The 24,707-nt window shown below is 38.0% G+C and carries 26 protein-coding genes; 17 read left to right on the top strand and 9 right to left on the bottom strand.

Features of this window, described 5'->3' with window-relative positions:
* Positions 1 to 31: 31 nt before the first annotated feature.
* From WD048_05130 to WD048_05140, 3 genes are all read left to right on the top strand, one after another.
* Positions 32 to 1,552, top strand: coding sequence for an asparagine--tRNA ligase (locus tag WD048_05130; protein MEX0811580.1), 1,521 nt, complete (start codon positions 32 to 34; stop codon positions 1,550 to 1,552).
* 128 nt (positions 1,553 to 1,680) lie between these two features.
* A complete protein-coding gene (locus tag WD048_05135) occupies positions 1,681 to 2,043 on the top strand; it encodes a thermonuclease family protein (GenBank protein MEX0811581.1) in 363 nt (120 codons plus the stop codon).
* Positions 2,044 to 2,118: 75 nt separating this feature from the next.
* Positions 2,119 to 2,385, top strand: a complete 267-nt coding sequence (locus tag WD048_05140; GenBank protein MEX0811582.1) for a hypothetical protein — start codon at positions 2,119 to 2,121, stop codon at positions 2,383 to 2,385.
* A gap of 125 nt (positions 2,386 to 2,510) precedes the next feature.
* Here the strand turns inward: WD048_05140 and acs are convergent, their stop codons facing one another.
* Positions 2,511 to 4,424: an acetate--CoA ligase gene (acs, locus tag WD048_05145; protein MEX0811583.1), complete on the bottom strand. Its 1,914-nt coding sequence runs from the start codon at positions 4,422 to 4,424 to the stop codon at positions 2,511 to 2,513.
* A gap of 220 nt (positions 4,425 to 4,644) precedes the next feature.
* Between acs and WD048_05150 the strand changes: the two genes are divergently transcribed.
* Genes WD048_05150 through WD048_05170 form a run of 5 tightly spaced genes read left to right on the top strand, consistent with a single transcriptional unit; the run spans position 4,645 to position 8,530 of the window.
* Positions 4,645 to 5,556, top strand: a complete 912-nt coding sequence (locus WD048_05150) for an aldo/keto reductase (protein ID MEX0811584.1) — start codon at positions 4,645 to 4,647, stop codon at positions 5,554 to 5,556.
* Between the two features lie 13 nt (positions 5,557 to 5,569).
* Positions 5,570 to 6,115, top strand: a complete 546-nt coding sequence (locus tag WD048_05155; protein MEX0811585.1) for a hypothetical protein — start codon at positions 5,570 to 5,572, stop codon at positions 6,113 to 6,115.
* The gene (locus WD048_05160) at positions 6,112 to 6,930 is read left to right on the top strand and encodes an SIR2 family protein (GenBank protein ID MEX0811586.1); all 819 of its coding nucleotides are present in this window, start codon (positions 6,112 to 6,114) and stop codon (positions 6,928 to 6,930) included. Before WD048_05155 ends, WD048_05160 begins: the two co-directional genes overlap by 4 nt.
* The gene (locus WD048_05165; GenBank protein MEX0811587.1) at positions 6,927 to 7,472 is read left to right on the top strand and encodes a non-canonical purine NTP pyrophosphatase; all 546 of its coding nucleotides are present in this window, start codon (positions 6,927 to 6,929) and stop codon (positions 7,470 to 7,472) included. Before WD048_05160 ends, WD048_05165 begins: the two co-directional genes overlap by 4 nt.
* Positions 7,472 to 8,530, top strand: a complete 1,059-nt coding sequence (locus WD048_05170; GenBank protein ID MEX0811588.1) for a hypothetical protein — start codon at positions 7,472 to 7,474, stop codon at positions 8,528 to 8,530. The genes WD048_05165 and WD048_05170 overlap by 1 nt, the downstream gene beginning before the upstream one ends.
* Positions 8,531 to 9,007: 477 nt before the next feature.
* On the opposite strand, the gene WD048_05175 is transcribed toward WD048_05170, so the two are convergent.
* Positions 9,008 to 9,874: a zinc-dependent peptidase gene (locus WD048_05175; GenBank protein ID MEX0811589.1), complete on the bottom strand. Its 867-nt coding sequence runs from the start codon at positions 9,872 to 9,874 to the stop codon at positions 9,008 to 9,010.
* 164 nt (positions 9,875 to 10,038) lie between these two features.
* Here WD048_05175 and msrA point away from each other — a divergent pair, with 164 nt between their 5' ends.
* The 3 genes from msrA (at position 10,039) to WD048_05190 (ending at position 12,686) form a co-directional block, all read left to right on the top strand.
* Complete coding sequence (msrA, locus tag WD048_05180) at positions 10,039 to 10,692, top strand: peptide-methionine (S)-S-oxide reductase MsrA (GenBank protein ID MEX0811590.1); 654 nt, start codon at positions 10,039 to 10,041, stop codon at positions 10,690 to 10,692.
* Positions 10,693 to 10,817: 125 nt separating this feature from the next.
* Positions 10,818 to 11,246 carry an SRPBCC domain-containing protein gene (locus WD048_05185; protein ID MEX0811591.1) on the top strand — a complete coding sequence of 143 codons (429 nt, stop codon included), beginning with the start codon at positions 10,818 to 10,820 and terminating at the stop codon, positions 11,244 to 11,246.
* Positions 11,247 to 11,387: 141 nt separating this feature from the next.
* Positions 11,388 to 12,686, top strand: coding sequence for a dicarboxylate/amino acid:cation symporter (locus tag WD048_05190; GenBank protein ID MEX0811592.1), 1,299 nt, complete (start codon positions 11,388 to 11,390; stop codon positions 12,684 to 12,686).
* A 284-nt stretch (positions 12,687 to 12,970) separates the two neighbouring features.
* Here WD048_05190 and WD048_05195 read toward each other — a convergent pair whose 3' ends face one another.
* The gene (locus WD048_05195; protein MEX0811593.1) at positions 12,971 to 13,561 is read right to left on the bottom strand and encodes a pseudouridine synthase; all 591 of its coding nucleotides are present in this window, start codon (positions 13,559 to 13,561) and stop codon (positions 12,971 to 12,973) included.
* 170 nt (positions 13,562 to 13,731) lie between these two features.
* Between WD048_05195 and WD048_05200 the strand changes: the two genes are divergently transcribed.
* From WD048_05200 to WD048_05215, 4 genes are all read left to right on the top strand, one after another.
* Positions 13,732 to 13,887, top strand: a complete 156-nt coding sequence (locus tag WD048_05200; protein ID MEX0811594.1) for a YqaE/Pmp3 family membrane protein — start codon at positions 13,732 to 13,734, stop codon at positions 13,885 to 13,887.
* Between the two features lie 52 nt (positions 13,888 to 13,939).
* Positions 13,940 to 14,734, top strand: coding sequence for a sulfite exporter TauE/SafE family protein (locus tag WD048_05205; GenBank protein MEX0811595.1), 795 nt, complete (start codon positions 13,940 to 13,942; stop codon positions 14,732 to 14,734).
* 32 nt (positions 14,735 to 14,766) lie between these two features.
* Positions 14,767 to 15,816 (top strand): 23S rRNA (adenine(2503)-C(2))-methyltransferase RlmN, encoded by a 1,050-nt coding sequence (rlmN, locus tag WD048_05210; GenBank protein MEX0811596.1) that lies wholly within the window; start codon positions 14,767 to 14,769, stop codon positions 15,814 to 15,816.
* Between the two features lie 134 nt (positions 15,817 to 15,950).
* Entirely contained in the window at positions 15,951 to 17,300 is a 1,350-nt protein-coding gene (locus tag WD048_05215; GenBank protein ID MEX0811597.1) for an AAA family ATPase, read from the top strand.
* A 1-nt stretch (position 17,301) separates the two neighbouring features.
* Here WD048_05215 and WD048_05220 read toward each other — a convergent pair whose 3' ends face one another.
* Both WD048_05220 and WD048_05225 read right to left on the bottom strand, forming a co-directional pair.
* Entirely contained in the window at positions 17,302 to 17,883 is a 582-nt protein-coding gene (locus WD048_05220) for a NifU family protein (GenBank protein ID MEX0811598.1), read from the bottom strand.
* Between the two features lie 168 nt (positions 17,884 to 18,051).
* Entirely contained in the window at positions 18,052 to 19,824 is a 1,773-nt protein-coding gene (locus tag WD048_05225; protein ID MEX0811599.1) for a WG repeat-containing protein, read from the bottom strand.
* 146 nt (positions 19,825 to 19,970) lie between these two features.
* Between WD048_05225 and WD048_05230 the strand changes: the two genes are divergently transcribed.
* Positions 19,971 to 20,693 carry a porin family protein gene (locus WD048_05230; GenBank protein MEX0811600.1) on the top strand — a complete coding sequence of 241 codons (723 nt, stop codon included), beginning with the start codon at positions 19,971 to 19,973 and terminating at the stop codon, positions 20,691 to 20,693.
* A gap of 80 nt (positions 20,694 to 20,773) precedes the next feature.
* On the opposite strand, the gene WD048_05235 is transcribed toward WD048_05230, so the two are convergent.
* Positions 20,774 to 21,367 (bottom strand): DUF445 family protein, encoded by a 594-nt coding sequence (locus WD048_05235; protein ID MEX0811601.1) that lies wholly within the window; start codon positions 21,365 to 21,367, stop codon positions 20,774 to 20,776.
* Positions 21,368 to 21,434: 67 nt separating this feature from the next.
* Positions 21,435 to 22,124, bottom strand: coding sequence for a lysoplasmalogenase (locus WD048_05240; GenBank protein MEX0811602.1), 690 nt, complete (start codon positions 22,122 to 22,124; stop codon positions 21,435 to 21,437).
* A gap of 113 nt (positions 22,125 to 22,237) precedes the next feature.
* On the opposite strand from WD048_05240, the gene WD048_05245 reads away from it, so the two are divergent.
* A complete protein-coding gene (locus WD048_05245) occupies positions 22,238 to 22,987 on the top strand; it encodes a YebC/PmpR family DNA-binding transcriptional regulator (GenBank protein ID MEX0811603.1) in 750 nt (249 codons plus the stop codon).
* Here the strand turns inward: WD048_05245 and WD048_05250 are convergent, their stop codons facing one another.
* Together WD048_05250 and WD048_05255 are read right to left on the bottom strand one after the other, a co-directional pair.
* A complete protein-coding gene (locus WD048_05250) occupies positions 22,988 to 23,362 on the bottom strand; it encodes an MmcQ/YjbR family DNA-binding protein (protein ID MEX0811604.1) in 375 nt (124 codons plus the stop codon).
* The gene (locus WD048_05255; GenBank protein MEX0811605.1) at positions 23,352 to 24,677 is read right to left on the bottom strand and encodes a hypothetical protein; all 1,326 of its coding nucleotides are present in this window, start codon (positions 24,675 to 24,677) and stop codon (positions 23,352 to 23,354) included. Before WD048_05255 ends, WD048_05250 begins: the two co-directional genes overlap by 11 nt.
* Between the last annotated feature and the right edge of the window lie 30 nt (positions 24,678 to 24,707).

Raw genomic sequence — 24,707 nt, forward strand, 5'->3', positions numbered from 1 at the left:
ATTCTTTTTAGTATTTAAAGTAGCAGAAAGTATGGATGTTTTGATTAAAGCGCTGGAAAAGCACGAGCAGAAGGAAGTAACTCTGAAAGGCTGGGTAGCAAACAAAAGAACAGGAAAGGGTTTGGTTTTCATCATATTGAGAGATGGCAGTGGTTTTTGCCAGTGCGTGGTCAATGAAGAAAATGTGCCAGAAGCACAATTTGAAGATGCTAAAAGACTAAGCCAGGAGAGTTCTCTGCAGCTGAAAGGAAAAGTATTGAAAGACGAGCGTCAGCTTGGAGGCTATGAACTTCAGGTTTCTGAATTGCAGATCATTTCCGAAGCGGAAGAATATCCCATTTCTAAAAAGGAACACGGTGTAGATTTCCTGATGGACAAGCGGCACTTGTGGTTGCGTTCTACGCGTCAATGGGCTATTATGCGCATTCGCAACAGGATTATATTTGGCATTCACCGCTTTTTCCAGGAAAGGGATTTTATACAAATGGATCCCCCCATTTTTACCAGCAATGCCAGTGAAGGAACTTCAACACTGTTTGAAACAGATTTTTACGGACAACCGGCTTACCTTTCTCAATCAGGTCAATTGTATGGTGAGGCTATGGCAATGGCACACAACCTGATCTATACTTTTGGCCCTACTTTTCGTGCAGAAAAATCAAAGACCAGAAGGCATTTGTCGGAATTTTGGATGATAGAGCCGGAAATGGCCTTTTTCGATCTGGATCAGGACATGGATTTGATTGAGGGTTTTTTCAGATTTATTGTACGGGATGTGGTAGAAAACTGTGCCCAGGAACTTGAACTTATCGAGCGCGATACTGAACGTCTGAAAGCTGCCGATGCACCATTCCCGCGCATCACCTATGATGATGCAGTGAAAATCATAAAAGGGGAAAAAGATGTGAATGGTAAAAACTCCATTGAAACGCTTGAAAATGACCTCAAACTGATCAATGCGCAAATAATTGAGGCGGAAGCTGATATTGCTGAAAGAGAAGCCAATATTGCCAAAGGCGGAATGAAAAAAGGCGCTGTGAATTTCAACAAGAGTAAAATTGACCAGTTGAAAGTGCAGATAAAAGACCTGAAGGAAAAAGCAGATTATATCCCGCAATGGATTGAATCGGCCAAAAACTTTGTTCAGGGAAATGATTTTGGCGGTTCTGATGAAACGGTTTTGACCCGATTGTTTGAAACCCCTGTGATGGTCTATAAATGGCCCAAAGCCATCAAGGCTTTTTACATGAAACAGGATGAAGAAAATCCGGATTATGTAAAAGGGGTGGATGTTTTGGCACCGGAAGGCTATGGAGAAATTGTAGGTGGCGGAGAGCGTGAAACAGATAAAACTTATCTGATAGAGCAAATTCACAAACACGAATTGCCCATTGAGGCCTTTGAGTGGTATTTGGATTTAAGGCGTTTTGGATCCGTGCCACATGCCGGTTTCGGCATGGGACTGGAAAGAATGGTGGCCTATATCTGCGGGTTGCACCATGTCCGAGAAACCATTCCTTTCCCGAGAATGTACGGCAGGTTGGCTCCTTGATTAATGTTATTCTAATGGACTTTCTAATGCTTCCAGCTCTGATAATAACAATGTGTTGATAATCAGATGCATGCACTATTTTGATACTTCCTTAAATTGAAATTTTAAAAATTCCTGAAAACCTAATAATGAAAAAATCAATTCAATCTGTGCTATTTATTGCCCTGTTTGTTCTTCAATTTACTGCAGTATTTGCCCAAAAACAAAATGGAGTAATCGCAAAAGTAACAGATGGAGATTCTTTTGAAATAATTGCCAATGGCGAAAAATTCAAAGTCAGGTTAAATGGAATTGATTGTCCTGAATACGATCAGGCTTATGGCGCAGAAGCCACTGAATTTGCAATGCAGTTTCTTTATCAGGAAATTAAATTTGAGTCTTTTGGAGAAGATAAATACAAAAGAGTAATTGCTGATATATATTTCGGTGAAAAAAGCATCAATGCCCTTTTGGTAGAAAACGGATATGCTTGGCATTATAAAAAATATTAGGATGATGCTTCACTTGATAAACTGGAAGTAAAAGCCAAAGCCGCCAAGATCGGGCTTTGGAGTCAGGATGAGCCAATGGCGCCATGGGACTGGAGAAAAATAAGCAAGGAAGAAAAAATTGCTTTTGCAGAATCTACCCAAACAGAAATTCCGCTTTTTGAAAATGAGAGCAACACTTTGACTGATAAAAATACAGTACTCATTTGTGGGGGAAGCAGTGCCACTAAATACCATAATTCAAGCAATTGCAAAGGGGTGAAAAGTTGTAAAGGAGAAATGTCTAAAATCTCTAAAGATGCCGCTGAAAGCAAAGGCAGAGGCCCTTGTTCATTTTGCTACTAGTATCGTGTCAACCAACAAATAACGGTCTCGGCTATAATATCTCTGCAAATAGCCGTCCGTTTGAGGTGAAATTTAGCACCACTTCAGTGCCTTATTTTTGATTGCAGCACTTGAAATGGCTTTTCTTATTTTGAAAACTCCTTTGCCCCTTCAATCACCTCTTCTACAACTTCCGGATCGAGCAGGGTTGATGTATCTCCCAAATTAGAAGTTTCTCCCTCTGCCACTTTTCTCAAAATCCTGCGCATGATTTTTCCCGAGCGGGTTTTGGGCAATCCGCTTACAAACTGTATGCGCTCTGGGCGTGCAATTTTCCCGATTTCATCTTCTACAATGCTTAAGATTTCAGCGCGTTTTTCATCTTTATTGCTGTCGTCCACTGAATCATTGCAAATGACATAGGCGTGAATGCCCTGTCCTTTCACCGGATGCGGATAACCGACCACTGCCGATTCTACCACGCCTTTGTGCTCATCTATGGCATTTTCTATTTCTGCCGTTCCAAAGCGGTGGCCCGAAACATTGATTACATCATCTACACGGCCGATAATCCTGAACAATCCGTCTTTGTCTCTTTTAGCGCCATCGCCCGTAAAATAATAGCCTTTGTAGTGTGAGAAATAAGTGAGCTTGCAACGCTCGTGATCGCCATAAGTAGTCCTCAAAATAGATGGCCAGGGATGTTTTACACAGAGGTATCCTTCCACATCGGCTTCCGTAATTTCCTTGCCTTTTTCATCCAGCAAAACGGGTTGGATGCCCGGCAGTGGCAATCCTGCAAAACTGGGTTTTTGTGGCGTGATATTGGGTAGGGAGGAAATCATAATGCCGCCCGTTTCGGTCTGCCACCAGGTATCTACAATGGGTGTCTTTTCCTTGCCCACATATTTGTGGTACCATTGCCATGCCTCGTAATTGATTGGTTCGCCCACGGTGCCCAGTACTTTTAAATTTTCCAAATTGTATTTTTCCACATAACTTGTTCCATCTTTCATCAGGGCGCGAATGGCAGTCGGGGCGGTGTAAAACTGATTGACTTTGTGCTTTTCGCAGACCTGCCAAAAACGCCCCGCATCTGGATAGGTGGGAACGCCCTCGAACATCATGGTGGTAGCGCCTGCCAATAATGGCCCGTAAACAATATAGGTATGTCCGGTAATCCAGCCGATATCGGCCGTGCACCAGTAAATGTCCTTTTCTTCGTACTGAAAAACATTGGCAAAGGAATAATTGGCAAAAACCATATAACCGCCACAGGTGTGGACCACGCCTTTTGGTTTTCCTGTAGAGCCAGATGTATAAAGGATGAAGAGCATGTCCTCGGCATCCATTTCCTCGGCAGGACATTCATCGCTTACGGTTTTTAATTCGGCTTCTATCCAAAAATCGCGTCCGGCTTTCATATCGGCAGCTTCATCCGATCGCTCGGAGACCAATACGGCTGTTACGGAACTGCAATTTTCCAGGGCTTTATCGACCACAGATTTTACCGACATTTGCTTTTTGCCTCGGTACATTCCGTTGGAAGTCAGGACCATTTTACAGGCCGAATCATTGATGCGATCGGCCAAGGCTTTGGAGGAAAATCCCGCAAAAACTACTGAATGCACCGCTCCAATTCTGGCGCAGGCCAATACGGCAATGGCCAAATCGGGAATCATGGGCATGTAAATGCAGACACGGTCGCCCTTTCCGACTCCGTGTTTTTTCATCACATTGGCATAGGCGCAGACTTTGTGGTAGATTTCCCTGTAGCTCAGACTTACAGGAGAATCTCCGGGTTCGTTGGCTTCCCAGAGTATGGCGGTTTTGTCACCCCGACTTTCCAAATGCCGGTCGATGCAATTTTCGGTGATGTTGAGCTTTGCGCCTTCAAACCATTTTACGCTAGGGGTATCGAATTCCCAGTCCAGGACTTTGTCCCATTTTTTGCGCCAGGTGAAATGTTCTGCTTTTTCCGCCCAAAAGGCTTTTGGGTCATTTACACTCTTTTCGTATTCTTTTTCGTACTCCGCTTTTGAGTTGATTTTTGGTATCATGTTTTTTCCGTTTTTTTCCTGCCCTTAAAATAGAATTAAGATTTTGGATTTAAAAATGGGGGAGCTTGTTCTTATGTATTTGAAAAACATCAAAAGTTAATTTGATGTTTTTCAGATTAGTGATATCTTTAAAAACAAAGCGTGGTAATTTTCATTCAAAGCCAGACTAATTGAGTGATATAACTATTGTATAGGCAATTTGAAAAATGAATAAAGCACTATGAAATATAATAAATTAGGTAGAACAGGATTAGATTGCTCAAAAATAGGGTTTGGAACATGGCAAATTGGTGGTGGGAGGTGGAAAGGAATTACTGATTCAAAGGCCTTAAAATTATTGAATACAGCAAAGGACTTCGGCATAAATATATTTGACATAGCCTTAGTTTATGGTCAGTATCGAGGGGAAAACCATGATTTAAATAGCAGATCACTTGAATTTATTTCCAAAGCATTTAAAGGAAAGGCTAGATCTGAAATAATTATAAACCTCAAAGTAGGTCAAGTTGATGAATATAGTCATCGCTCAAATTATTCTCCAAAAAATATAGTAACACAAGTTGACAAGGCATTAAAAAAATTAGGAACCGATTATATTGATATTTGTTTGATACATGCTCCAAGCTTAAAAGAAATAGAAGATGAAATTGCTCTTACAATACTTAAAACATTACAGGCCTGTGGAAAGATTAGATTTTTAGGTTATAGCATTGAGGCAGAGCCAAATCATGCTGAATTGATATTGAATCAAAAAATAGATATTTTAATGTTACAGTATAACCTAATTGATAGAGAGTGTGCCAACATTTTCCCCATAGCCGAGAGAAAGGGTATTGGTATTCTCACTGGAGGCCCATTTAAAAGAGGGTATCTTACAGGAAAGTTTGATTCAATTAAAGATTTACCATTGAAAGACAATTACTGGCAATGGAACATTAACTATTCTAAAGATAAAGTGGCTCAAATTCTTGAAAAAGCTAAAGGATTAAAAGAGAAATATGGTAACGAAATTAATTTAAGGAAAGAAGCATTAAACTTTGTTGCTGAAAATAAGGCTGTTGGAAGTATTGTGGTAGGATTCAGAGAGGAAAATGAAATAGTAGAGAATATAAACTTACTTAATTTAGAATAATCAATTTGTAAACATGAAAGTATATAGTCTAGTTGGACCTAGTGCTGCAGGTAAATCTACAGCAATAAAGAAACTATCTGTTGAATATAATGTTCTAGATTTAAATTATATGGAACTGAATACCTTCAATCTTGATAATCGTCTGATGGTAGCCAAGTGGAAATATATTGATTATTGGTTTAGTAGCATTCTTGAATCAAAAAGGAACGGAATAGAGCATTTATTAACTGACAGATGTCCTATTGATACTTGTGCTTATGTATCTAAAGGTGAGGATTATTTGCTTTATTGCTTAACCCAAACATTTGAAGAACTTAAGAAACTTGGGATCAACATGTATTTCATACTTATAACTGCTGATTTACATGTGCTAGAGAATAGAATTAAGGATAGAATAAAACGAGAAGCAAATCGGATAAACTATAACGAATTAAATAAATTTCACAATAAAAAAGCATATGATTTCTTCTCGCGAAATAAAAATTTATGGAACAGTATCATAGATACAAGTTGCAAAAAACCTGAAGATGTCGTTGAATTAATTAAAGCTGAATTATGAGATTGCCTTCCCATTTAATAGAAGCTGCTAAAAATCAAAAATTAATCCCATTTATTGGAGCTGGGTTTTCATTTTCTCTAAATTTACCTTCTTGGTCAATATTAATTGATGAAATTGCAGGTGAACTTGGATATGACTCTGAAATCTTGAAATCTTATGGAGATTATATCCAGATAGCTGAGTTTCTCTATATCCAAAAAAACGGGATTGGGAAACTCCAAAGTAAACTTGATAGAAGCTTTAATAACGATACTATAGATATCTCAAAATCTCAGCCTCATATGCTTTTAACAAAAATGAAAGCAAAAAAAATTTATACAACAAATTGGGATAACTGGATAGAAGAAGCCTATGATTATAAAAACCTACCTTATAATAAAATTGTCAATATTAATGATCTAGTTAATTCCAATCCCGACTCAACACATATTATAAAATTTCATGGCGATCTTAGTACTAGAGATGAGGATATAGTTTTTACTGAAACCAGTTATTTTGACAGATTATCGTTTGAATCTCCATTGGATATAACTCTGCGTTCAGATATGTTAAGCAATACCATGTTATTTATTGGTTATAGTCTTTCAGATTTCAACATTAGATATATGCTCTATAAATTACAAAAACTAATTTCTAACCAAATAAGCACTAAAGCTAGACCTCCATTAGCATATATTATATTAGCCACTCCTAATCCAATACTTGAAACGATATTTAAGAATTCCAGAAATATGGAGGTAGTTTATTTAGACCCAAGAGATAGGCAAAAATCACTAATTAGCATACTCGAGGAAATAGCATTAAATGTTCAATGATGGAAGAAATTACTTTAGTTACAAGTAATAAATATAAAACTCAGGAAATCTCTGAAATAGCCAAACCCTATAATATTAAAATAATAGGGCATGATTGTAAAATAGAAGAATTACAAACTGATAATAGGTTTAATCTAATAAAAAATAAGGTTTTAAAGGCATTTGAGGAAATCAAAATCCCCGTTATTGTAGACCATGCTTCTCTGGAAATTGATTCATTAAATGGAATGCCTGGACCGCTTACTCAATTGTTTTGGGATAGGCTAAAAGGTGATTTATGTAATATTTCTATGACTTTAGGTATGCCTACAGCAAAGGCTATTTGTACAATAGGTTATTGTGACGGGAAAATGATACACACAGAAGAAGCACAGGTTACAGGAAAAATATCAAGTTCTCCAAAAGGTTCAAGAAAATTTCAATGGGATACTATTTTTATTCCAGACGGTCAAACTAAAACATACGGTGAAATGTCTGTTGCTGAGAAAAATCTTATCTCTCAAAGACAAAAAGCTTTTAAAAAATTATTTAGCTCGATCTAATGGATATTTGGAAATATTTACATGATATTGAAATAAATAAGAAGGTAGATATAGAAGCCTGTAGAAAATTAATATTCAACACAACTGAAGTGTATCAAGTAAAGGAATATTTAGATGATATTTTAAGAGATTTAAAATTTGGAAAAACGAGAGTGATTGATGAGGCTAGGAGTGTGGCTTTACCTATATCATATAGGTTGTCGCTTGATGATACTTCGAGTGATTACAGGATTTCCTCTAAGATAAATACAGAAATTTTCAGGTTAGAAAACCCAAAACTTTCCAAAAGCATCTCAGATGAAATAAAAAATCTAATATTCAAATCATTTAAAATTAGATATAGCGGATTAAAAATTTTAGAAAATCAAATTGTTTTTGATTTAAGCAAATTTTCAACAAAATTAGATGATGAATGGCATAGCTATGGACGTGTAAAAGAAATATTCTCTATTTATTATAAACTATTTAGATTCAAAATACACGACAAACAACCAAAGAAAAAAAGTGATGAGGTTTATAAGGGCATTACTGGTGTTTTACAAACATTTGAAGAAAATGTTTGCATAAGGTTAAATGATCATGTTGAAGATATTAAGAGTTATGATACACAGCAGGTAATGTGGATTGTTCCTGATTTAATTGCCATAACCATTCAGCTATCAATTAAGTCTGATCATACTAGAAATTTAGGAAGTCTAAAATCAAAATATAAGAGCGTTAATAAAAAGCTAAAAGAGGAGTATCCTTTAGAGATATTTTATGGACCTTCATATTCAAACAAATGGCACATAAACCGCTTAGTTTCTTATGCCTTTTGGAATTTTAAAAATTATATGATTCCAATTGAACTTTTCATTAGAACTGATTTTGATTATTTTATTGGATATGCAAACTATTGGCGATATAAAGGGGTTCATCTATTTGCTGGTACTCACAAAGACAGCACTTCTAAAAGCAAGAAAATGCTTATTAATAAAATACATGAATGCAACAGCTTTTACGAAGTTCAAAATATGTTGTATCGAGAAATAAAGTCAGGTCAATTAGAACTATTCTAACCTAATAATATACGCAAATTAGTCCCTAATCTGGCGCAACATGATGTTTAGCCAACGTGAAAGAGCTTCTTTGTGGATGGGACTTTAAAAGTATGAGATTTTCTAAATCAAGAATTTTCGAAGCGGCTCTTGTTTGTTTAAAGGATATTTAGACAAGAAATCATTAGTTGTAATTGCTTTATAATGGAATTATTTTTCCAAATCACTTTATTTAATGGAAAATATTTTACCATTAGCTTCCTTTTTTCAGTTTTAATGGAAGAAATGCAACTGTATCTCGAAAGAACAAATGCATTTTTGGAATCAAACGAAGGAAGACTAAAATTTTGAGCACTTGAATAGCTTGGGCAAAATTTCCCCCGCTGACGAAAGAATGAGGTTAAGCCAACATGAGTGAACCTGCTTGTACCTCAAATTTCTAAATCTTTCAGGTCTGAAAAATATGCCTATAAGCACGAAGCACAGCATTAGGACTTATTATTGAAGGCAGCAATGCTTATACTTTTTGCCACTACCACAAGGGCAAGGGTCGTTCCGCCCAATAGATTTTGGTGGAGAATAAGAAGAGAAATTTACTGCTGCTAAGTCCTGATTAAATGCCTTTGAAAGTATCTTGTAGAGTTCCGGTTCTTTTTCCTTGAGCAAATGTGGGCGTTCGAAAAAATATTCACTGGTGACTGCAAAAAACTCATTGCGATTGTAGGTAGCATAGGAATCTATCTTCGTATCCTCATTGATTATTTCCCTGGTTTTGGTTTCAATCAATTGTATCCAGGGGAGTGTGTATGTTTTGTCTATAAAATCAGGTGGTATCCCATCTACCACCCCATCTTCTTTATCGAATAAATGTACAAATTCATGGATACCCACATTTTGCTTGTCATTGTTGATTTGATAACCCATATGTAATGCTGGTCTGGATAAAATCATCTTGCCTTCCATGGGGCCCGTCCCCACCATTCCGGTAATAATTTCTGCTTTACTCCCGATATTGAAATTGCGGTCGAAGGAAGCGGGATAGAGCAAAACTTCCTCCAGGTTTTTGTAAGTCCAGGCAGGGAAACCAAAAAGAGGAATGACAGCACTACTAGCAACTAGCAGCCTGTCTTCTATTGTAATATCTATATTGATTCCTGTAATCTTGATATTGGCCAGGAAATGCGCAATATCAGATTCAAATTGGAGCTTTTGTTCTGCATTTAATTTTCTATAAAAATCTACTTTCTCTTGCAGAACGATTCTCCACTTAGCAGGAAATGCAAGTGGAGGATTGATTTTCTTTTTTCGATAAACTAGGTAGAGTAGAAATGCCCCCAATGCCAAGATGGAAATGAATAGATACATCAGCAACTAAAATTACACATTATTCATCTCCAACAAAGACACATTAATTTTTATCTATAGAATAACTCAAAGCCGGGCAGTCTTAACTAGAAAAGAAAAGCAGTAAAATATTATCTTCCGAACAATTTCGCTATTGATCGCTTTGTTCTAAAAAATCCTTACTTATGAAATGGCTCACGATTATCGCTTGCTTTTTTTGGCTGGCTTGCACTGGAAATAATAATTCTGAGAACAAAGAAACACTTAGCAGCACAACAGCCGAAAAGCAATTAGATCCTTCCAAACTGGACACCGCTTATTTTGCAGGAGGTTGCTTTTGGTGCATTGAAGCGGCTTTTGAGCAAATCAAAGGGGTGCAAGAAGCCATTTCGGGTTATGCTGGCGGTCAGCAGAAAGACCCAAGCTACCAGCAGGTGAGCTCGGGCATGACCGACCATGCAGAAACGGTAATGGTTTTATACAATCCAGATGTGATAAACTACAATACATTGTTGGCCATTTTCTTTACCGCACATGATCCCACACAGCTCAATCGCCAAGGAGCGGATGTGGGCAAACAATACCGCTCGGCTATTTTCTATACCAAACCTGAGGAGAAACACAGCGCCATGAAAACCATTGGCCAACTCAAGGATTCCGATCGTTTTGACAAAGCCATCGTAACCTTGGTAGAGCCGCTAAAAACTTTTTACCCTGCCGAGCCTTACCATCAGGATTACGAAGAAAAAAACCCGGATAATTCTTATATCCAAAATGTGTCTTTGCCTAAGATTAAGAAAGTGCGAAAGGAATTTCCAGAGCTTTTAAAAGAGCATTAATCTAAGCTTTATTTACAATTGCTTCGCTGAGTTACTGACCATAGACTCGTCAAGATCTAAACAGATCTTCTAATAGAAAAATCAACTTTTGCCCTTTATATTGTTTATTTAGATAAAGGAGAATAATGAAATCAATTGAAGAAGCTATAAGCATTAACGCATCGGTAGAAAAAGTCTGGGAAATCTTTACCGATTTTGAAAATCACAAAAATTGGAATCCTTTTATAATATATATCAAAGGCGAGCCAAAAGAAGGCGCTCAACTAGAGATCAAAGTAAAATCAGCGGAAGGAAAAAGCACCTCTTTTAAAACTAAGATCAATAGTGTGAAAGAAAACGAGAAGCTATGCTGGAAAGGCCATGCGGGGTTTAAGAGTATGCTGGAAGCTGAGCATTGTTTTCAGTTTGCAGCGCAAGACGATGGTACTACACTATTTACACAAAGCGAAACTTTTGAAGGTTTGCTGACTGCCGTCATCGATAGTGAGATCAAAAAAACCAAAGAGGGATTCAAAGAGATGAATAAAGCACTGAAAAAACATTGCGAAGCTTAGTCTTGGGAAATCCAGTTTGTTTTTCACAATACTCTTTTGAAGTTTTTGATCTATACTTTTTCGCAACAAAAAGACGACCAAGACTTCAACATCAGCTCATGATATTTCAACATTACGCATATATTTTGTAAAGTTGTAATCATGATAATCACCAAGCCCCTCAATGAACTTACGGTACATATTCGCCACCTGGTCAAGAACCGCTTATGGTTAAAGGTAATTATTGGTTTGATATTGGGCGCATTGGCTGGCTTGGCAATCAATCCATCAACGGGCTGGGTCTCTAAAGAGCTCAGTCAAACGCTTGGAAGTTGGCTCAACTTACCGGGAGATATTTTCATGAAGCTGGTGCAAATGGTGATGATCCCGCTGATCTTCGCCTCCATCATTTCGGGGCTGGTGAGCAATGTTTCTGAAGACCTCAAATCCTTTGGGCTCAAGCTTTTTCTGTATTTCATTTTCACTACCGTTGTCGCTATTATTTTCGGTATAATCCTGGCTTACCAATTCAAGCCCGGAGAATTCATACGCTCACAGGGTGGTTTTTCTGGACAGGAATTAGCGGTTCAATCTGGTGAAAATCCAGAGGCATTGGTTTTAAACATACCAAAAGCCATTTCAAACCTGGTTCCTGCCAATCCACTGGAATCAATCCTGAGTGGAGAAATGCTGAGCATAGTAATCTTTACTGTGATTATCGGTATAGCACTGACACAAATTGAGCAGGAAAGTGCGCGCCCAGTCGTTCGCTTCATTGAATCCATCCAAAAAATATCCATGATTATTGTAGGCTGGGCGATGCGCCTGGTACCTTATGCCGTTTTCGGCCTGATGGCTGCACTGATTTCTACTACGGGCGTAGAGATATTTCTAGGTCTGGGCTATTACATGATGGTCATCATGCTGGGGCTTTTGCTCATTCTTATTTTTTATATGCTGATCTATTTTCTGGTAGTCAGAAAAAACCCCTTCTCTTTTATCGCCAATATTAAGGATGCCCTTTTGTTGGCCTTTTCCACAGCCAGTTCTGCTGCTGTGATGCCTTTGTCTATGAAAATAGCGGATGAAAAACTGGGCGTTTCTTCCAAGGTCAGCGATTTTGTGATTCCCATTGGTGCCATCATCAATATGAATGGAACGGCTATGTTTCAATGTGTTACGGTATTGTTTATGGCGCAGGCCTATGGTATTGAGCTGGGGATTATGAATGTAGTGCTGCTCACCGTTACTGTTGTTTCTGCTTCCATTGGAACCCCGGCCATTCCAGGCGGAGGAGTTATTATTTTGGCCTCGGTACTCAAAAGCACGGGCATTCCTACAGAGGGTTTACTGGTGATTATTGGCATCGATCGTATTTTGGGCATGTTTCGTACTGCTGTAAATGTTAGTGGAGACCTGACGGCCTGTGTGGTTTTCAATAGGTGGTATGGAAATGACTAAAAAACGGCATTAGAAATAAGTAGTTTTTTTAAAATAGCTTGATACTATTTCAGAAAACAAACCACGCTAAATTGTTGAGGCTATTTTGTTTTTAGCACATGAGCCCCATAAGCTTGAGAAAGCTAAATAATTTTTTAAGTTCATGCTAAATAAAAAGCGTGTGCCAATGTATCAAACTGCGAAAGACCCCCCCCTAATCTGGCGAAAGCATGAGGTTTAGCCAATGTGAAAGAGCCTGCTTGTGCCTATGTAAGAATTAAAGCATGAAAATATCGATAATATCATCACTTCTCAATCCCAAACCCATCCACCTCCAAAACCTCGCCCGGCTGCAATTCACCTAAAGTAATTCCTCCAATTCTTACCCGTATTAATCTCAAAGTAGGAAAGCCAACTGCTGCGGTCATTTTTCTGATCTGCCTGAATTTGCCTTCCGTAATGGTAATGGACAACCAACTTGTAGGCCCGTGTTTTTCGTTTCTGATTTTTTGGCCTGTTGGTCGTGGTGCCAGATCCGGTGCTGTTTTCAATCGAAAGGCTTTGCAAGGCAGGGTTTGGTATTTTTTACCATTGATGCCTATTTCCACTCCTTGTTCTAATTGAGCGGTTGCATCATCCGTGACTTTACCATCTACCTGCACATAATATTCCTTTTCAACTGTTTTGCTCCGCACCTGTGTACTTACTACTCCATTGGTTGTGAGCAACAAAAGGCCTTCTGAAGCTTCATCCAGGCGGCCAATGGACATGGTGCCTTCCGGAAAATCGTGCAGTTCGCCCAGCAGCTTTTTGTTTTTCCGCTTGTTTTGGTTGTTGACAAACTGAGAGAGGTATCCGTAGGGCTTATTTAAAATAAAGTGCCGGTGTCCTTGCATTTATTAAAAAATTGGTAATCAACCCCAAAGCTATACAATTGCTTTTTTTGGATAAAAAACTGCTGTTTGAATTAATGACTTTGCTTATACAAAGCTTTTTCAAAGGTAGAGACACGGCCGTGCGCCCCTACCTTTGAAATTGTAAAAAAACATTCACTATTTTAGCTCCCATGAGTTTAATACGTGTAATATTTTCAATTTTATTTCCACCGCTGGCCGTATATGACCAGGGTTGTGGTTCTATCGTAATTGTTTTGATTCTCACCATTATGGGCTGGATTCCCGGAGTATTGGCAGCATTGATTATTTTAAACAAAAGGGTTTAGTTTAATTAATTGCCCGGCAAAGCTTTATTTTGCAGCTTATTCATTGAGCAAAATGGCATCTTTAGAACTCTTCGATCTTTTTCTGCTTTTTTTAGGGGGCTTATTGGCCGGAATAATCAATACGCTGGCGGGAAATGGTTCGGCCATTACCCTGTCTCTACTGTTTTTCTTTGGGCTGTCTGCCCATGCAGCAAATGCTACCAACAGGGTTGGAGTGTTTTTGCAAACCATTGTTGCCGTTTTGTCTCTCAGGAAAAACGAACAAACAAAAAAACTTTTTTGGGAAGGCGCCTGGTTTTTAATTCCATCATTTATAGGTTCTGTACTTGGTGCAGTAGTTGCTATAGATATAGATGAACATATACTGACTATCACCATTGGTGTGTTGATGCTTTTGATACTGGCGAGTATGTTTTTCAGTCCTAAAAGATGGGCGGCTGCTACCAGCGACAAAAAGAAAAAAACACCTCTGAATTTCGTGCTGTTCTTCGCCCTGGGTTTTTATGCCGGTTTTGTACAAATGGGCATGGGGCTGATTTTTCTTTCTATAATGATACTGGTGGCGCAATACAGTCTGAAGGATGCCAATATCATCAAACAGTTTTTGGTGCTGGCTCTGGTTGCGCCTGCATTTTTTGTGTTTGCCTTCAGCGGCCAGATTGACTGGGTATTGGGTTTGGCAATAGCTCCGGGTCAAATGCTTGGTGCATTTATAGCAAGCCGTTATCTCCTTCAGAATGATGCAGCTCAAGTTTGGATTCGTTATTTGTTGATGGTGATTCTGATAGTTGCAGCAGTTAAATTGCTCGGTATCTGGGATTGGGCAGTGCAAGTGTTTGTTGCTTAAATGCTGTAATTATTTGGGTAACTTTGCATCCTATGCCTCAACAACTTCCCAATATCAGGGCTTTAAGCAAAGCCGAGTTGAAAAGCTATTTTTTGGAAAATGGCCACAAAGCATTTCGTGCCACACAGGTTTGGGAATGGCTCTGGCAAAAATCTGCACTGTCATTTGAGGAGATGAGCAATCTTTCCAAAGAAATGAGAACTGCACTTGAGGCGGATTTTGAATTGCCACATATCACACTGGATTTACAACAAAAAAGCAAAGACGGCACCATTAAAAGCCGTTTTAAACTCAACGATGGGCATTTGGTGGAAGGCGTTTTGATTCCCGCTGAAGACCGCTTTACGGCTTGCGTTTCTTCTCAGGTGGGCTGCAGTTTGAGTTGTAAATTCTGCGCTACAGGTTTTCTTGATCTAAAGCGCAATTTGCGAGCCGATGAAATCTACGACCAGGTATGCATGATCAACCGGCAATCGTTGGAGCATCATAGCGCTCCATTGAGCAATATTGTTTTTATGGGCATGGGCGAACCATTGCTCAATTATAAAAATGTATTACAGGGCATTGACAGAATTACTGCTGAAGATGGGCTGAATATTTCCCCAAAAAGAATCACCGTTTCTACTGTAGGCATTGCCAAAATGATCAAAAAGCTGGGAGAAGATGAAGTGCGTTTCAACCTGGCGCTTTCCCTACATGCGGCCAATGATACAAAGCGCGATAAGATTATGGCCATCAACGAAAGCAATAATATTGAAGTGCTGACAGAAGCCCTGCAATATTTTCACGAGAAAAACCCAAAATCCAAAATCTCCTTTGAGTACATCCTTTTCAAAGGATTCAATGATACTAAAAAGGATGCACAGGAATTGATAGAACTCTGTAGCAAAGTGCCTGCAAAAATCAATATCATAGAGTATAACAAAGTAGAAGATGTGGAATTTGAAAAGGCCGGGGAGAAAAGACGTAAAGGTTTTGTTGCACTGCTTGAAAAGGCCGGAATCACAGCAACTGTAAGGCGTTCGCGCGGTGAAGATATTGATGCTGCCTGTGGTCAATTGGCAAATAAGACCCTGGCTTAGTGTCAAACAGATAAGCTTGAAATCGGGAAAACTTCAATCTGCCCTTACTTTGTTACAAAATAATCAAAAAACACCCCTTACTTTGTTACAATATTTTGTGAAAATTACCCTTACTTTGTTACAAATGGATTGAAATGAAGTTTACAAGGCAAGTTGAAAAAGAGTTAAAGGATTGGCAATCAAGAGTTGATAGAAAGCCTTTGATTCTCAGGGGGGCAAGACAAGTTGGCAAAACTACGCTCATTGAATATTTTGCCCAATCTTATAAACAATTTATTCATCTTAACCTCGAAAAAAAGTCAGATAGATATTATTTTGAAAAATTTGAAGATGTCAAAAAGATTGTTGAAGCACTTTTTATCAAAAATGGATTTTCTGCTCAGCTGCCTCAAACATTACTGTTTATTGATGAAATACAAGAATCATCCAAAGCCATACAACTTTTACGCTATTTCTATGAAGATATCCCTGAATTACACGTGGTTGCAGCAGGGTCTTTGCTTGAATTTGCCCTAGGAGAAGTAAAATCTTTTCCCGTAGGAAGAGTTGAGTATCTTTATCTTTTCCCTTTGAATTTCCCGGAATTTCTTGCAGCCAGAAATAAGAAAAACCTTGCAAATGAACTGCGCACTGTTCCCGTAAAAGATATAGCACATGCAGCTCTTTTGGAAGAATTCCACATATATGCTATTACAGGGGGTATGCCTGAGTTGATTAAAACATTCACTCTCGAGAAAAGCATGATCAGTTTACCCAGGGTATTTGAAAGCATTTGGGAAACCTATAAAAAAGATATCGAAAAATATGGCCGGAGTAGTACTGAAAAGAAAATCATAAAACACATTATGGAAACTGCACCGGAATATTTGGATCAGCGTGTGAAGTTTCAAAATTTTGGACACTCCAATTACAGGTCAAGAGAAGTGAGTGAAGCCATGAAAAGCTTAGATGATGCAAAAGTAATACAGCTTATATACCCGACAACTGAAAGAACGGTTCCACCGAAAACTAATTACAGAAAATCCCCAAGATTACAATTTCTTGATACTGGTTTGGTAAACTATGCTTTAGGTATTTTACCACAATTAATGGAAGTAAAAGATTTAAGCAATGCTTATAAAGGTGCACTTATTCCTCATTTAATAACACAGGAGCTGATTTCACTAAATATATTTGCCTATAAAAAACCACATTTCTGGGTTAGGGATAAACGACAATCTTCTGCTGAAGTAGATTTGGTAATTCCATATAAAGACAAACTTATTCCAGTAGAAATAAAATCGGGTAGTACAGGTACACTAAAGTCTTTACAATCTTTTATAGATACGTCAGAGCATTCCTATGCCATACGTATTTATTTTGGGACATTTAAAATTGAAAAACATCAGACAATAAAAGGAAAGCCTTATTTATTGATGAACCTACCTTATTATTTGGGAACGCAATTACATGCCTATATAGCGTATTTTGTAGAGCAACATTAAATCACTCCTCATTCTCAGCCACCACACTTTCTACTTCGGGCACCATTCTTTTCAATAATCCTTCAATGCCTTGTTTTAGTGTTTGGGTAGAAGATGGACAGCCGCTACAGGCTCCCTGCAGGCCAAGTGTTACCACGCCTTTATCAAAAGATTTGAAAACAATATTGCCCCCGTCCATTTCAATGGCTGGTTTCACATAGGTATTGAGCAATTCCGTGATTTTCAGGTCGAGCTCAGAAGCATCTGCACCCATTTCGGCAGCAGCTTTTTCCTGGCGTTTTTTGTCAAAGTCGGGACTTAAAACGGCTTTCTCCTCAGTGATGTATTCCTTTAGAAAAGCTTTGATCTCAGGAATAATTTCTATCCATTCCGGGCCTTCCACCTTTTTAATGGTCACAAAATTATTGGCTATAAAAACCCCATTCACAAAAGGAAAATCGAAAAGCGCTTTCGCCAAAGGTGCTTCTTCGGCATCAGCTACTTCTTTAAAATCCAGGCTTCTGTTGGGCGCAATTACTTTATTGGCGACAAATTTCAGGGAATCCGGGTTGGGTGTATATTCTGTATAAATTTCAATGTTCATGGCAAAAATTTCTTTTGCCAACAAAGGTACAAACCTTTTGGTTTAGCTCAATGTCCTCATTTTAGTGCCGTGAAAACTGTCAGACAGCTTTTTTGCAGCTATATAGTAGCTGTCAGACAGTTGGTGATTTCTAAAGGATTTTGTTTTCAATCCCAGCATTTCGACTTCTCAATTGATTAATTTTCCGGTAGCATCAATCTGTTTTTCAGTCATCAACTGCATGCCATTGCTTTCAATTTCCACCATTACAGTTGCTTTGCTGTTCTCAAAGCTTTTGGCAAATTTATATTGCGGTTGAATTTTGTAATTCCCGTCTTTGTCAATATAGCCCCAAAGCCCTGTTTCAGGATCTTGTACAGGTGCTAAACCTTCTTTAAATCTACCGGCCTGATCATAAGTTGCTTCAATTATAAATCCTCCGTTTTGACCAATAAAGCCCCATCGACCACCTTTTGAAACTGGTGCCAGTCCTTCGCTAAAGGATTCAGCATCATCAAACTGTAAGCTGATGACTTCCCTTCCGCCAATATGTACAAAGCCATAACCTTTTTCATCATTGCCAACCAAAGCCATGCCTTCTGAAAAAGGATAGACATCATCATAAATTATCGGGACAACAGCAACGCCCTTTCTGTCAATATAGCCCCATTTGCAGGGAATATCATCACAATTGCCTGTGGAAACCAGAGCTCGCCCATCTTCAAAAGGACTAACTTCTGAATAATTTTCAGGAATCACCATTTTTCCCTCCTTATCGATATAGCCATAGTTGCATTCATCCAAACATTCCGATGTAGTTACAGCAGCCATACCTTCTGAAAATTCATAGGCATCTGTATATTGTGCGGGAATTAATATGGTTTCTGAATGAATGTCTTTATAGCCAAAAAGCCCATTCTCATCTTCATAAAGTTCTAATGCTCTTTTGGAAATGCGAATGTCTTTGGCCAATTGTTCTTTGAAAGGGAAATTGGGAAATTCACGCTGAAAATTCAGGTAGGTAGCGGTTTCTTTATTGAAGTTATAAGCATCGTACAACAATTGCCAGACCATATTTACATTCTTATTGTTGAGAAAATTGCGCACAAAATCTGTGTATTTCTCAATTGATCCTTCAGTAATTGAAAGGATGTAAACACTATCCTGAGCTTCTTCTGAATAGGGGCTGTTGGAGTAATTATTGATAAAATCTACATAGGCTTCAAGGGTACCTGATGAAGTAACGGTTTTATACAACGTGTATTCATATTGTTCTCTTGCTTTTTCAGCATAAGGACTTTCAGGATATTTTTCAGCAAAGGTTTTGAAATCTCGATAACTTCCTCCTTTTGTTTCCTGCTCATAGAGCGATTTTTCATACAAATCCTGAGCATATTCAATTTGACTGGCATTGGGATATTTTTTCATAAAATCCTGAAAGCTTTTATAGGAATCCTGGCTTTGCGCAGCTTTAAAAGCCATTTCATTTCTGCGCTCTTTGGCTTCAGCAAGCTGGGGAGCACTTAAAAATTCTGCTGCAAAACGCTCCCAAATTTCAAGTGTATTTATACTATCGGCCAATTGATAGCCATGGGTATTGATGCGGCTCTGCAATTTGTCTATAGTATAGGGACGGATTCCGTGTTTTTTGTAGCGGTTTTTATCCCGATCAGATGAGGTAGGGTAGGTTTCAGTGCATTTGAGCATGTACTTGTTGGCTTTAAATATATCAAAACCCGAATGGTCTTCCATAAAGAAATAGAGTGCCAGTGCGTAGTTCAGACCAAAATTGTCTTCAGCATCATTATAGGCATCTTCAAGATTAATGCGCGCCTGTTCGTATGATCCGGCACGAATCAATTTCAATGATTTCGTGACAGCATCTGCCTTAAGCAAGAAAGGCATTGCAGTAAATATCAACAGGAAAATTACTGTATTTTTTGTTTGACTTGTATTTGGCATACCGGTTATAACTATACGGATTAGAGGCGTTTCTGTTGCAGAAATTTAAGCAGAAATAAGCAATAAGTGACTTATTTTATTCAATAAAAAGCAAACAGCACAATTAATTTCATAAATTAGCAGCGGATTTTAAAAAAAACAACATTATGAAAAAACTAATTGTATTAAGCGTATTTATTGCGTTAGGCATGTCCACCTATGCCCAAAAAGGATTACACCTTGGTGTTAAAGCTATTCCTCAATCTACCTGGATGTTTAACAATGCTGATGCCGACAACTCAGATTTTGTCTATCGTTCTACTTTTCGTTCTGCTTTTGGTCTGGATGTGGATTATCACTTCACTGATGGGGTTGGTGCTGGAATCAACCTGCTTTTTTCAGGTCAGGGTCAAAAATTCAGAAGTGATGGGGGATTAGCTGAAGGTTTTAGAAAACTGACTTATTTAAAGCTGCCAATTTTGTTGAATTTTAATACCAGCTCAGAATCGGTTGTCATGTTCAAAGGTAGTTTAGGACCGCAGTTTGCCTTCCCAATTAAAGGAACACTGGAAACCAATGGTACGACCTTTTTTGGCACATATTCCAATGAAAGAGATATAAAAGACTACTATAAAGTAGATATAGGGATTGTGTTTGGCTTTGGTCTTGGCTTTAATATTACCGATTATTTGCAGGCTTCACTGGGCTTGCGCTTTGATGCAGGTTTTACTTCTGAAGATACGGATATGACCAATTCAATTGGTGCTGCTTCTCCTGGCGATATACAATTCGCTTTTCCTAAAGAGAACAACGGAGGATTAAGAGGAAGTACCACCCAGGTGACCGGAGGTGTTGAAATCGGATTCAAATACATCCTGAGAATGGATTAATTTTTTTGGATAAAATGATAATAAAAAAGGTGAGGTCTTAAGTGGCTTCACCTTTTTTTCGTGAGTCTTTAAAACAAACGCTACAATTTTAGAATCAAAATTTGCACGAGGCCAATTAAAAAGCCAATTACGGCACCAATCAACTCAATAAATTTGAATTCCTTTTTGAGTATGTGGTTAAGCATTTCCTCTAATTTGTCCGGTGGAAAAGCTTCAATCTTTTCAATGACTATTGTCTCTACATCAAATGCATCTTCCAGATTGGTGAAGTATTCGCTCAATACAGCAGGAGCTGCATTTTCTACTTCTGCTATCAGATCTTCTTTAATCTTCATTTTGCGCTTGGCACTGAACAAAACCGAGGTGAAAGGATATTTTTCAGGAAATTTATTGCTCAGATAATCATCAACTTTGGCCTCCACAATATTCTTTATATAAGTAACACTGTCGCCTCCACTTATCTGATCTTTGATATCATCTGCGGAAATCAATTCTTTTGCCACCATTCTTCCTATGTTCTCAGCTACTTCTTTCTGGCGTTTAGGAAAAATCCCTTGTAATTTAAATAATATAAAGTTCTTTTCTTTTTTGGGATGAAAGAGCATTTTTACTGCTAAATAATTGGTAAACCAACCGATAACCGCGGCAATAACCGGTAAAAAATAAATCATCATAGAGCGAAAATATAAGACGGATTAATCTTTCGTTTTGGATTCGTAAATATAGCAATACTGAACTAACTTAACCCTTTCTAAAAAGTATTCCTTCCACAATGAACCACTGCCCAAAAATATAGGTGCTCATTATTGCTATTCGCTCGTGTTCAAAGACCTGGTAAAATTTATTATAAGCAATCATGGCGTCTGACATAAAAAACAATATGGTACCAAACATTACAAAGTAAAAGCTTTTTGTACTCACCTTTTTCCAGCGGTTAAGTGCAAAAATCAACATGCTGGTAATAACAAGTGTGTACAGCATTACCGGTGCTTTCATATCACCAAGCCCAGGCAGTAAAAAGTAAATAAACAAAATAGAAAAAACAGCAAATGGCAAGGCAAAATGAGGTTTTGAAACCACCAACGATGTTATAGCAGTGCGACTTAAGTCTTTATAAAAACTAATGCTATAAAAAATATGAGCTGCCAGGAATGCCAATAATCCATAAATAAAAAAATTGGTTTCACTGTGGCCTTTAAGTAAAGCTAAATCTCCCAGCCAGGAAAAAAACAATGCAGAGATGAGTAAATAGTCCGTTTTATGTTTTGAAACATCCTTACTGCGCAAAAGATAGTAGATCAATAGCAAGGGCATTAATAATGATTTAGTAACAGCCATTGAAAGTAAATCGTCCTCGGTAAGTGTAACAAGATGGTATGCGAAAAAAAGCAATAAAATAACTCTGAGTAATAAAGTGAAATGCCTTTTCATGTTTGTTAATAGTTTGTCAATTAGCCATTTGCTAAATTTAAAGGAATTCGTGCAGAGATACCCTATTTATTAATTTTGTTTGTGCAGTAATAAAATCTAAAGTCAATAGAACTATGTCCGGACACAATAAATGGTCTAAAATAAAACGTAAGAAAGGAGTTGCAGATGCAAAACGCGGAAAGGAATTCACACGTGTCATTAAAGAGATTACCGTTGCTGTAAAAGAAGGAGGCAGCAGCGATCCTGAAATGAATCCCAGGCTTAGATTAGCAATTGCCAATGCAAAGGGCATTAATATGCCAAAAGAAAATACGGAAAGGGCGATTAAAAAAGCGGAAGAAAGCGGTGGTGCAGGTTATGAAGAATTGACTTACGAAGCTTATGCCCCCGGTGGAATAGCTGTTTTTGTAGAAGTAGCCACTGACAATACAAACAGAACCGTTTCCAATTTGCGCAGCCTGTTTTCCAAATCTGGTGGTAGTCTGGCTACAAGTGGTTCTGTAGCTTTTTTATTTGAGCGAAAAGGTGTTTTTGAATTCTTGCTGGGCAATTATTCAGAAGATGAACTGATGCTGGATTTAATTGATGCTGGTGCTGAAGATGTGGAGGTGGATGAAGACTATGTTACGCTAACCTGTGCATTCGAGGATTTTGGAAATGTGCAGGACAAACTTGAGAAAATGAATATAGAAGTGAAAAAAGCAGGAGTGGAGTACATCCCTAAAACTACAACAGCACTTGAATTAAATGAAGCAAAAAAAGTACTTCGCCTGATTGAAAAACTGGAAGACGATGATGATGTGCAATCAGTTTATCACAATTTGGAATTGAGTGATGAGCTGATAGCTGAGCTAGAACAGTGATTATTCTATTTTAAAGCTTTGCAGTTCTTTCATAAGTACCTCCCTATCTGTGGTCTTTAATGTTTGTACCACCAATTTGTAAGAATCCAATATCCATTCTATAATCTGCTTATCTGGAATCATTCCATCCATATCCACAGTATTCCAGTGTTTTTTATTCATGTGATAACCCGGGCTTACCTCTGTATATTCTGTGCGCAGCTCAATGGCTTTTTCGGGATCGCATTTCAGGTTGATGCTCTTAAAAAGATCAATATCAGTAAGTGCAAACATTTTTCCCGAAACTTTAAATACCAGCACATCTCCACCGAAAGGCATAGATTCTGTAGTGTCGGGGAGTGAAAGACAAAAATCTCTGAAGCTTTCAATATTCATTGTTTTTTCTTTTAGAAATGAATATACGGATCAATATTATATAGAACGCTAAAGGTATAAGCCAAACAACTCTCGATTGCATTCTCGACAGGATATTGGCAAAGCTCGCTGTAATAACAGCATTCAATGCCAAAAAAAGGAATAGGCCCACAAACATCGACACTTCTTTTTCTTGAGGTTTTATTTTTAAAAATATAGCTATCAGAATTAAAAGTATAGCCGACAACAGCATAAAATAAAAGTACAAAGTATTGAATAAATCTACATGGAGCACTGCCCTGCTTTGTTTGGAACTCATATAAGCATCCAGCTCATTGGGGTAGAATTTTTTGATGTTGTTGTAAACACTAGACGATTCTAAATGAGGATTTAAACCACTGCCTATTTTATACATAAAAAACTGAATATAACTGTCTCTGGCAGACACTTTTAGGAAGCGAAATAAATATTCAGCACTAAAAAAAACATCTTTTAACACTGCATTGTATTCAGGCTTAGTATCTGCCCATGATGCGGTTTTCATGTGCGGGCTCTCACTCGACCAAACAAACTCCCAGCCAGGCATTGGTAATTTATTCCGATAAGCACAGAGGAGTATTGGATTGTCTTTACATTCCTTTTCCAGATAATAATCCAATATTCCATTCTCCGCCATTTTTCCCATAAGAAATACATGCCCCGATCTGCTCATAGTAAGTCCATAACCACCAATATAATGTGCGGCAAAAAATAGTACAATAGAAAATATACTTATTGCTATTAGTATCTGAAAGCGCTGCTTAATGCCATTAATAACCCGAAAATAATACAGCAAAAAAAGCCCAATACTTAGCCCCAAATGAATCAGCACATTTGAGTTGTGCATAATTCCGGCTATAAAAAAGGTGAATAAGAGAAAATATCTTTTGGGGTAAGAAAGCTTATGATTAAAAAGATAGATGAAAGCTGCCAGAAACCCGATTGGCGTAAAAATATCTGCCATCAATTGTGAACTGTACCAACTTAGTGGAGTAAACAATGCAAGTATTATAAACAAACAAAAGCTGAGTAATTCCAATCTCTTGGCATCAAAAAATATTTCTGCAAAAAACCTGATGAGTACTGCCAACCAAAGAGATTGTACAAAAATGACTGTCCAGGTAGAATAGTGAAAAGAGCTAAAAAAAATAAACAGGGAATATACAATAGGGCGATCGTGAGGCAACATATTCACGTAAAAATTTCCAATATATGCACCACTATCGGAAGTTACCAGTGGATAGCCATTATAAAAAGCGGCAAGCATAAAAAGCAGAGCACCTGCTATAATGCTCAATAATGAAATGTAACGGCTATTGTACGGCTT

The organism is Chitinophagales bacterium (genome assembly GCA_040877935.1).
Classification (GTDB): domain Bacteria; phylum Bacteroidota; class Bacteroidia; order Chitinophagales; family CAIOSU01; genus JBBDNB01.

Coding starts and splice junctions, on each gene's coding strand:
- WD048_05140 (MEX0811582.1), top strand. CDS start 2,119: ATGGCGCCATGGGACTGGAGAAAAATAAGCAAGGAAGAAAAAATTGCT.
- WD048_05165 (MEX0811587.1), top strand. CDS start 6,927: ATGATGGAAGAAATTACTTTAGTTACAAGTAATAAATATAAAACTCAG.
- WD048_05130 (MEX0811580.1), top strand. CDS start 32: ATGGATGTTTTGATTAAAGCGCTGGAAAAGCACGAGCAGAAGGAAGTA.
- WD048_05160 (MEX0811586.1), top strand. CDS start 6,112: ATGAGATTGCCTTCCCATTTAATAGAAGCTGCTAAAAATCAAAAATTA.
- WD048_05215 (MEX0811597.1), top strand. CDS start 15,951: ATGAAGTTTACAAGGCAAGTTGAAAAAGAGTTAAAGGATTGGCAATCA.
- WD048_05200 (MEX0811594.1), top strand. CDS start 13,732: ATGAGTTTAATACGTGTAATATTTTCAATTTTATTTCCACCGCTGGCC.
- WD048_05175 (MEX0811589.1), bottom strand. CDS start 9,874: ATGTATCTATTCATTTCCATCTTGGCATTGGGGGCATTTCTACTCTAC.
- acs (MEX0811583.1), bottom strand. CDS start 4,424: ATGATACCAAAAATCAACTCAAAAGCGGAGTACGAAAAAGAATACGAA.
- msrA (MEX0811590.1), top strand. CDS start 10,039: ATGAAATGGCTCACGATTATCGCTTGCTTTTTTTGGCTGGCTTGCACT.
- rlmN (MEX0811596.1), top strand. CDS start 14,767: ATGCCTCAACAACTTCCCAATATCAGGGCTTTAAGCAAAGCCGAGTTG.
- WD048_05150 (MEX0811584.1), top strand. CDS start 4,645: ATGAAATATAATAAATTAGGTAGAACAGGATTAGATTGCTCAAAAATA.
- WD048_05185 (MEX0811591.1), top strand. CDS start 10,818: ATGAAATCAATTGAAGAAGCTATAAGCATTAACGCATCGGTAGAAAAA.
- WD048_05135 (MEX0811581.1), top strand. CDS start 1,681: ATGAAAAAATCAATTCAATCTGTGCTATTTATTGCCCTGTTTGTTCTT.
- WD048_05250 (MEX0811604.1), bottom strand. CDS start 23,362: ATGAATATTGAAAGCTTCAGAGATTTTTGTCTTTCACTCCCCGACACT.
- WD048_05190 (MEX0811592.1), top strand. CDS start 11,388: ATGATAATCACCAAGCCCCTCAATGAACTTACGGTACATATTCGCCAC.
- WD048_05225 (MEX0811599.1), bottom strand. CDS start 19,824: ATGCCAAATACAAGTCAAACAAAAAATACAGTAATTTTCCTGTTGATA.
- WD048_05235 (MEX0811601.1), bottom strand. CDS start 21,367: ATGATGATTTATTTTTTACCGGTTATTGCCGCGGTTATCGGTTGGTTT.
- WD048_05205 (MEX0811595.1), top strand. CDS start 13,940: ATGGCATCTTTAGAACTCTTCGATCTTTTTCTGCTTTTTTTAGGGGGC.
- WD048_05245 (MEX0811603.1), top strand. CDS start 22,238: ATGTCCGGACACAATAAATGGTCTAAAATAAAACGTAAGAAAGGAGTT.
- WD048_05220 (MEX0811598.1), bottom strand. CDS start 17,883: ATGAACATTGAAATTTATACAGAATATACACCCAACCCGGATTCCCTG.
- WD048_05195 (MEX0811593.1), bottom strand. CDS start 13,561: ATGCAAGGACACCGGCACTTTATTTTAAATAAGCCCTACGGATACCTC.
- WD048_05240 (MEX0811602.1), bottom strand. CDS start 22,124: ATGAAAAGGCATTTCACTTTATTACTCAGAGTTATTTTATTGCTTTTT.
- WD048_05230 (MEX0811600.1), top strand. CDS start 19,971: ATGAAAAAACTAATTGTATTAAGCGTATTTATTGCGTTAGGCATGTCC.
- WD048_05155 (MEX0811585.1), top strand. CDS start 5,570: ATGAAAGTATATAGTCTAGTTGGACCTAGTGCTGCAGGTAAATCTACA.
- WD048_05170 (MEX0811588.1), top strand. CDS start 7,472: ATGGATATTTGGAAATATTTACATGATATTGAAATAAATAAGAAGGTA.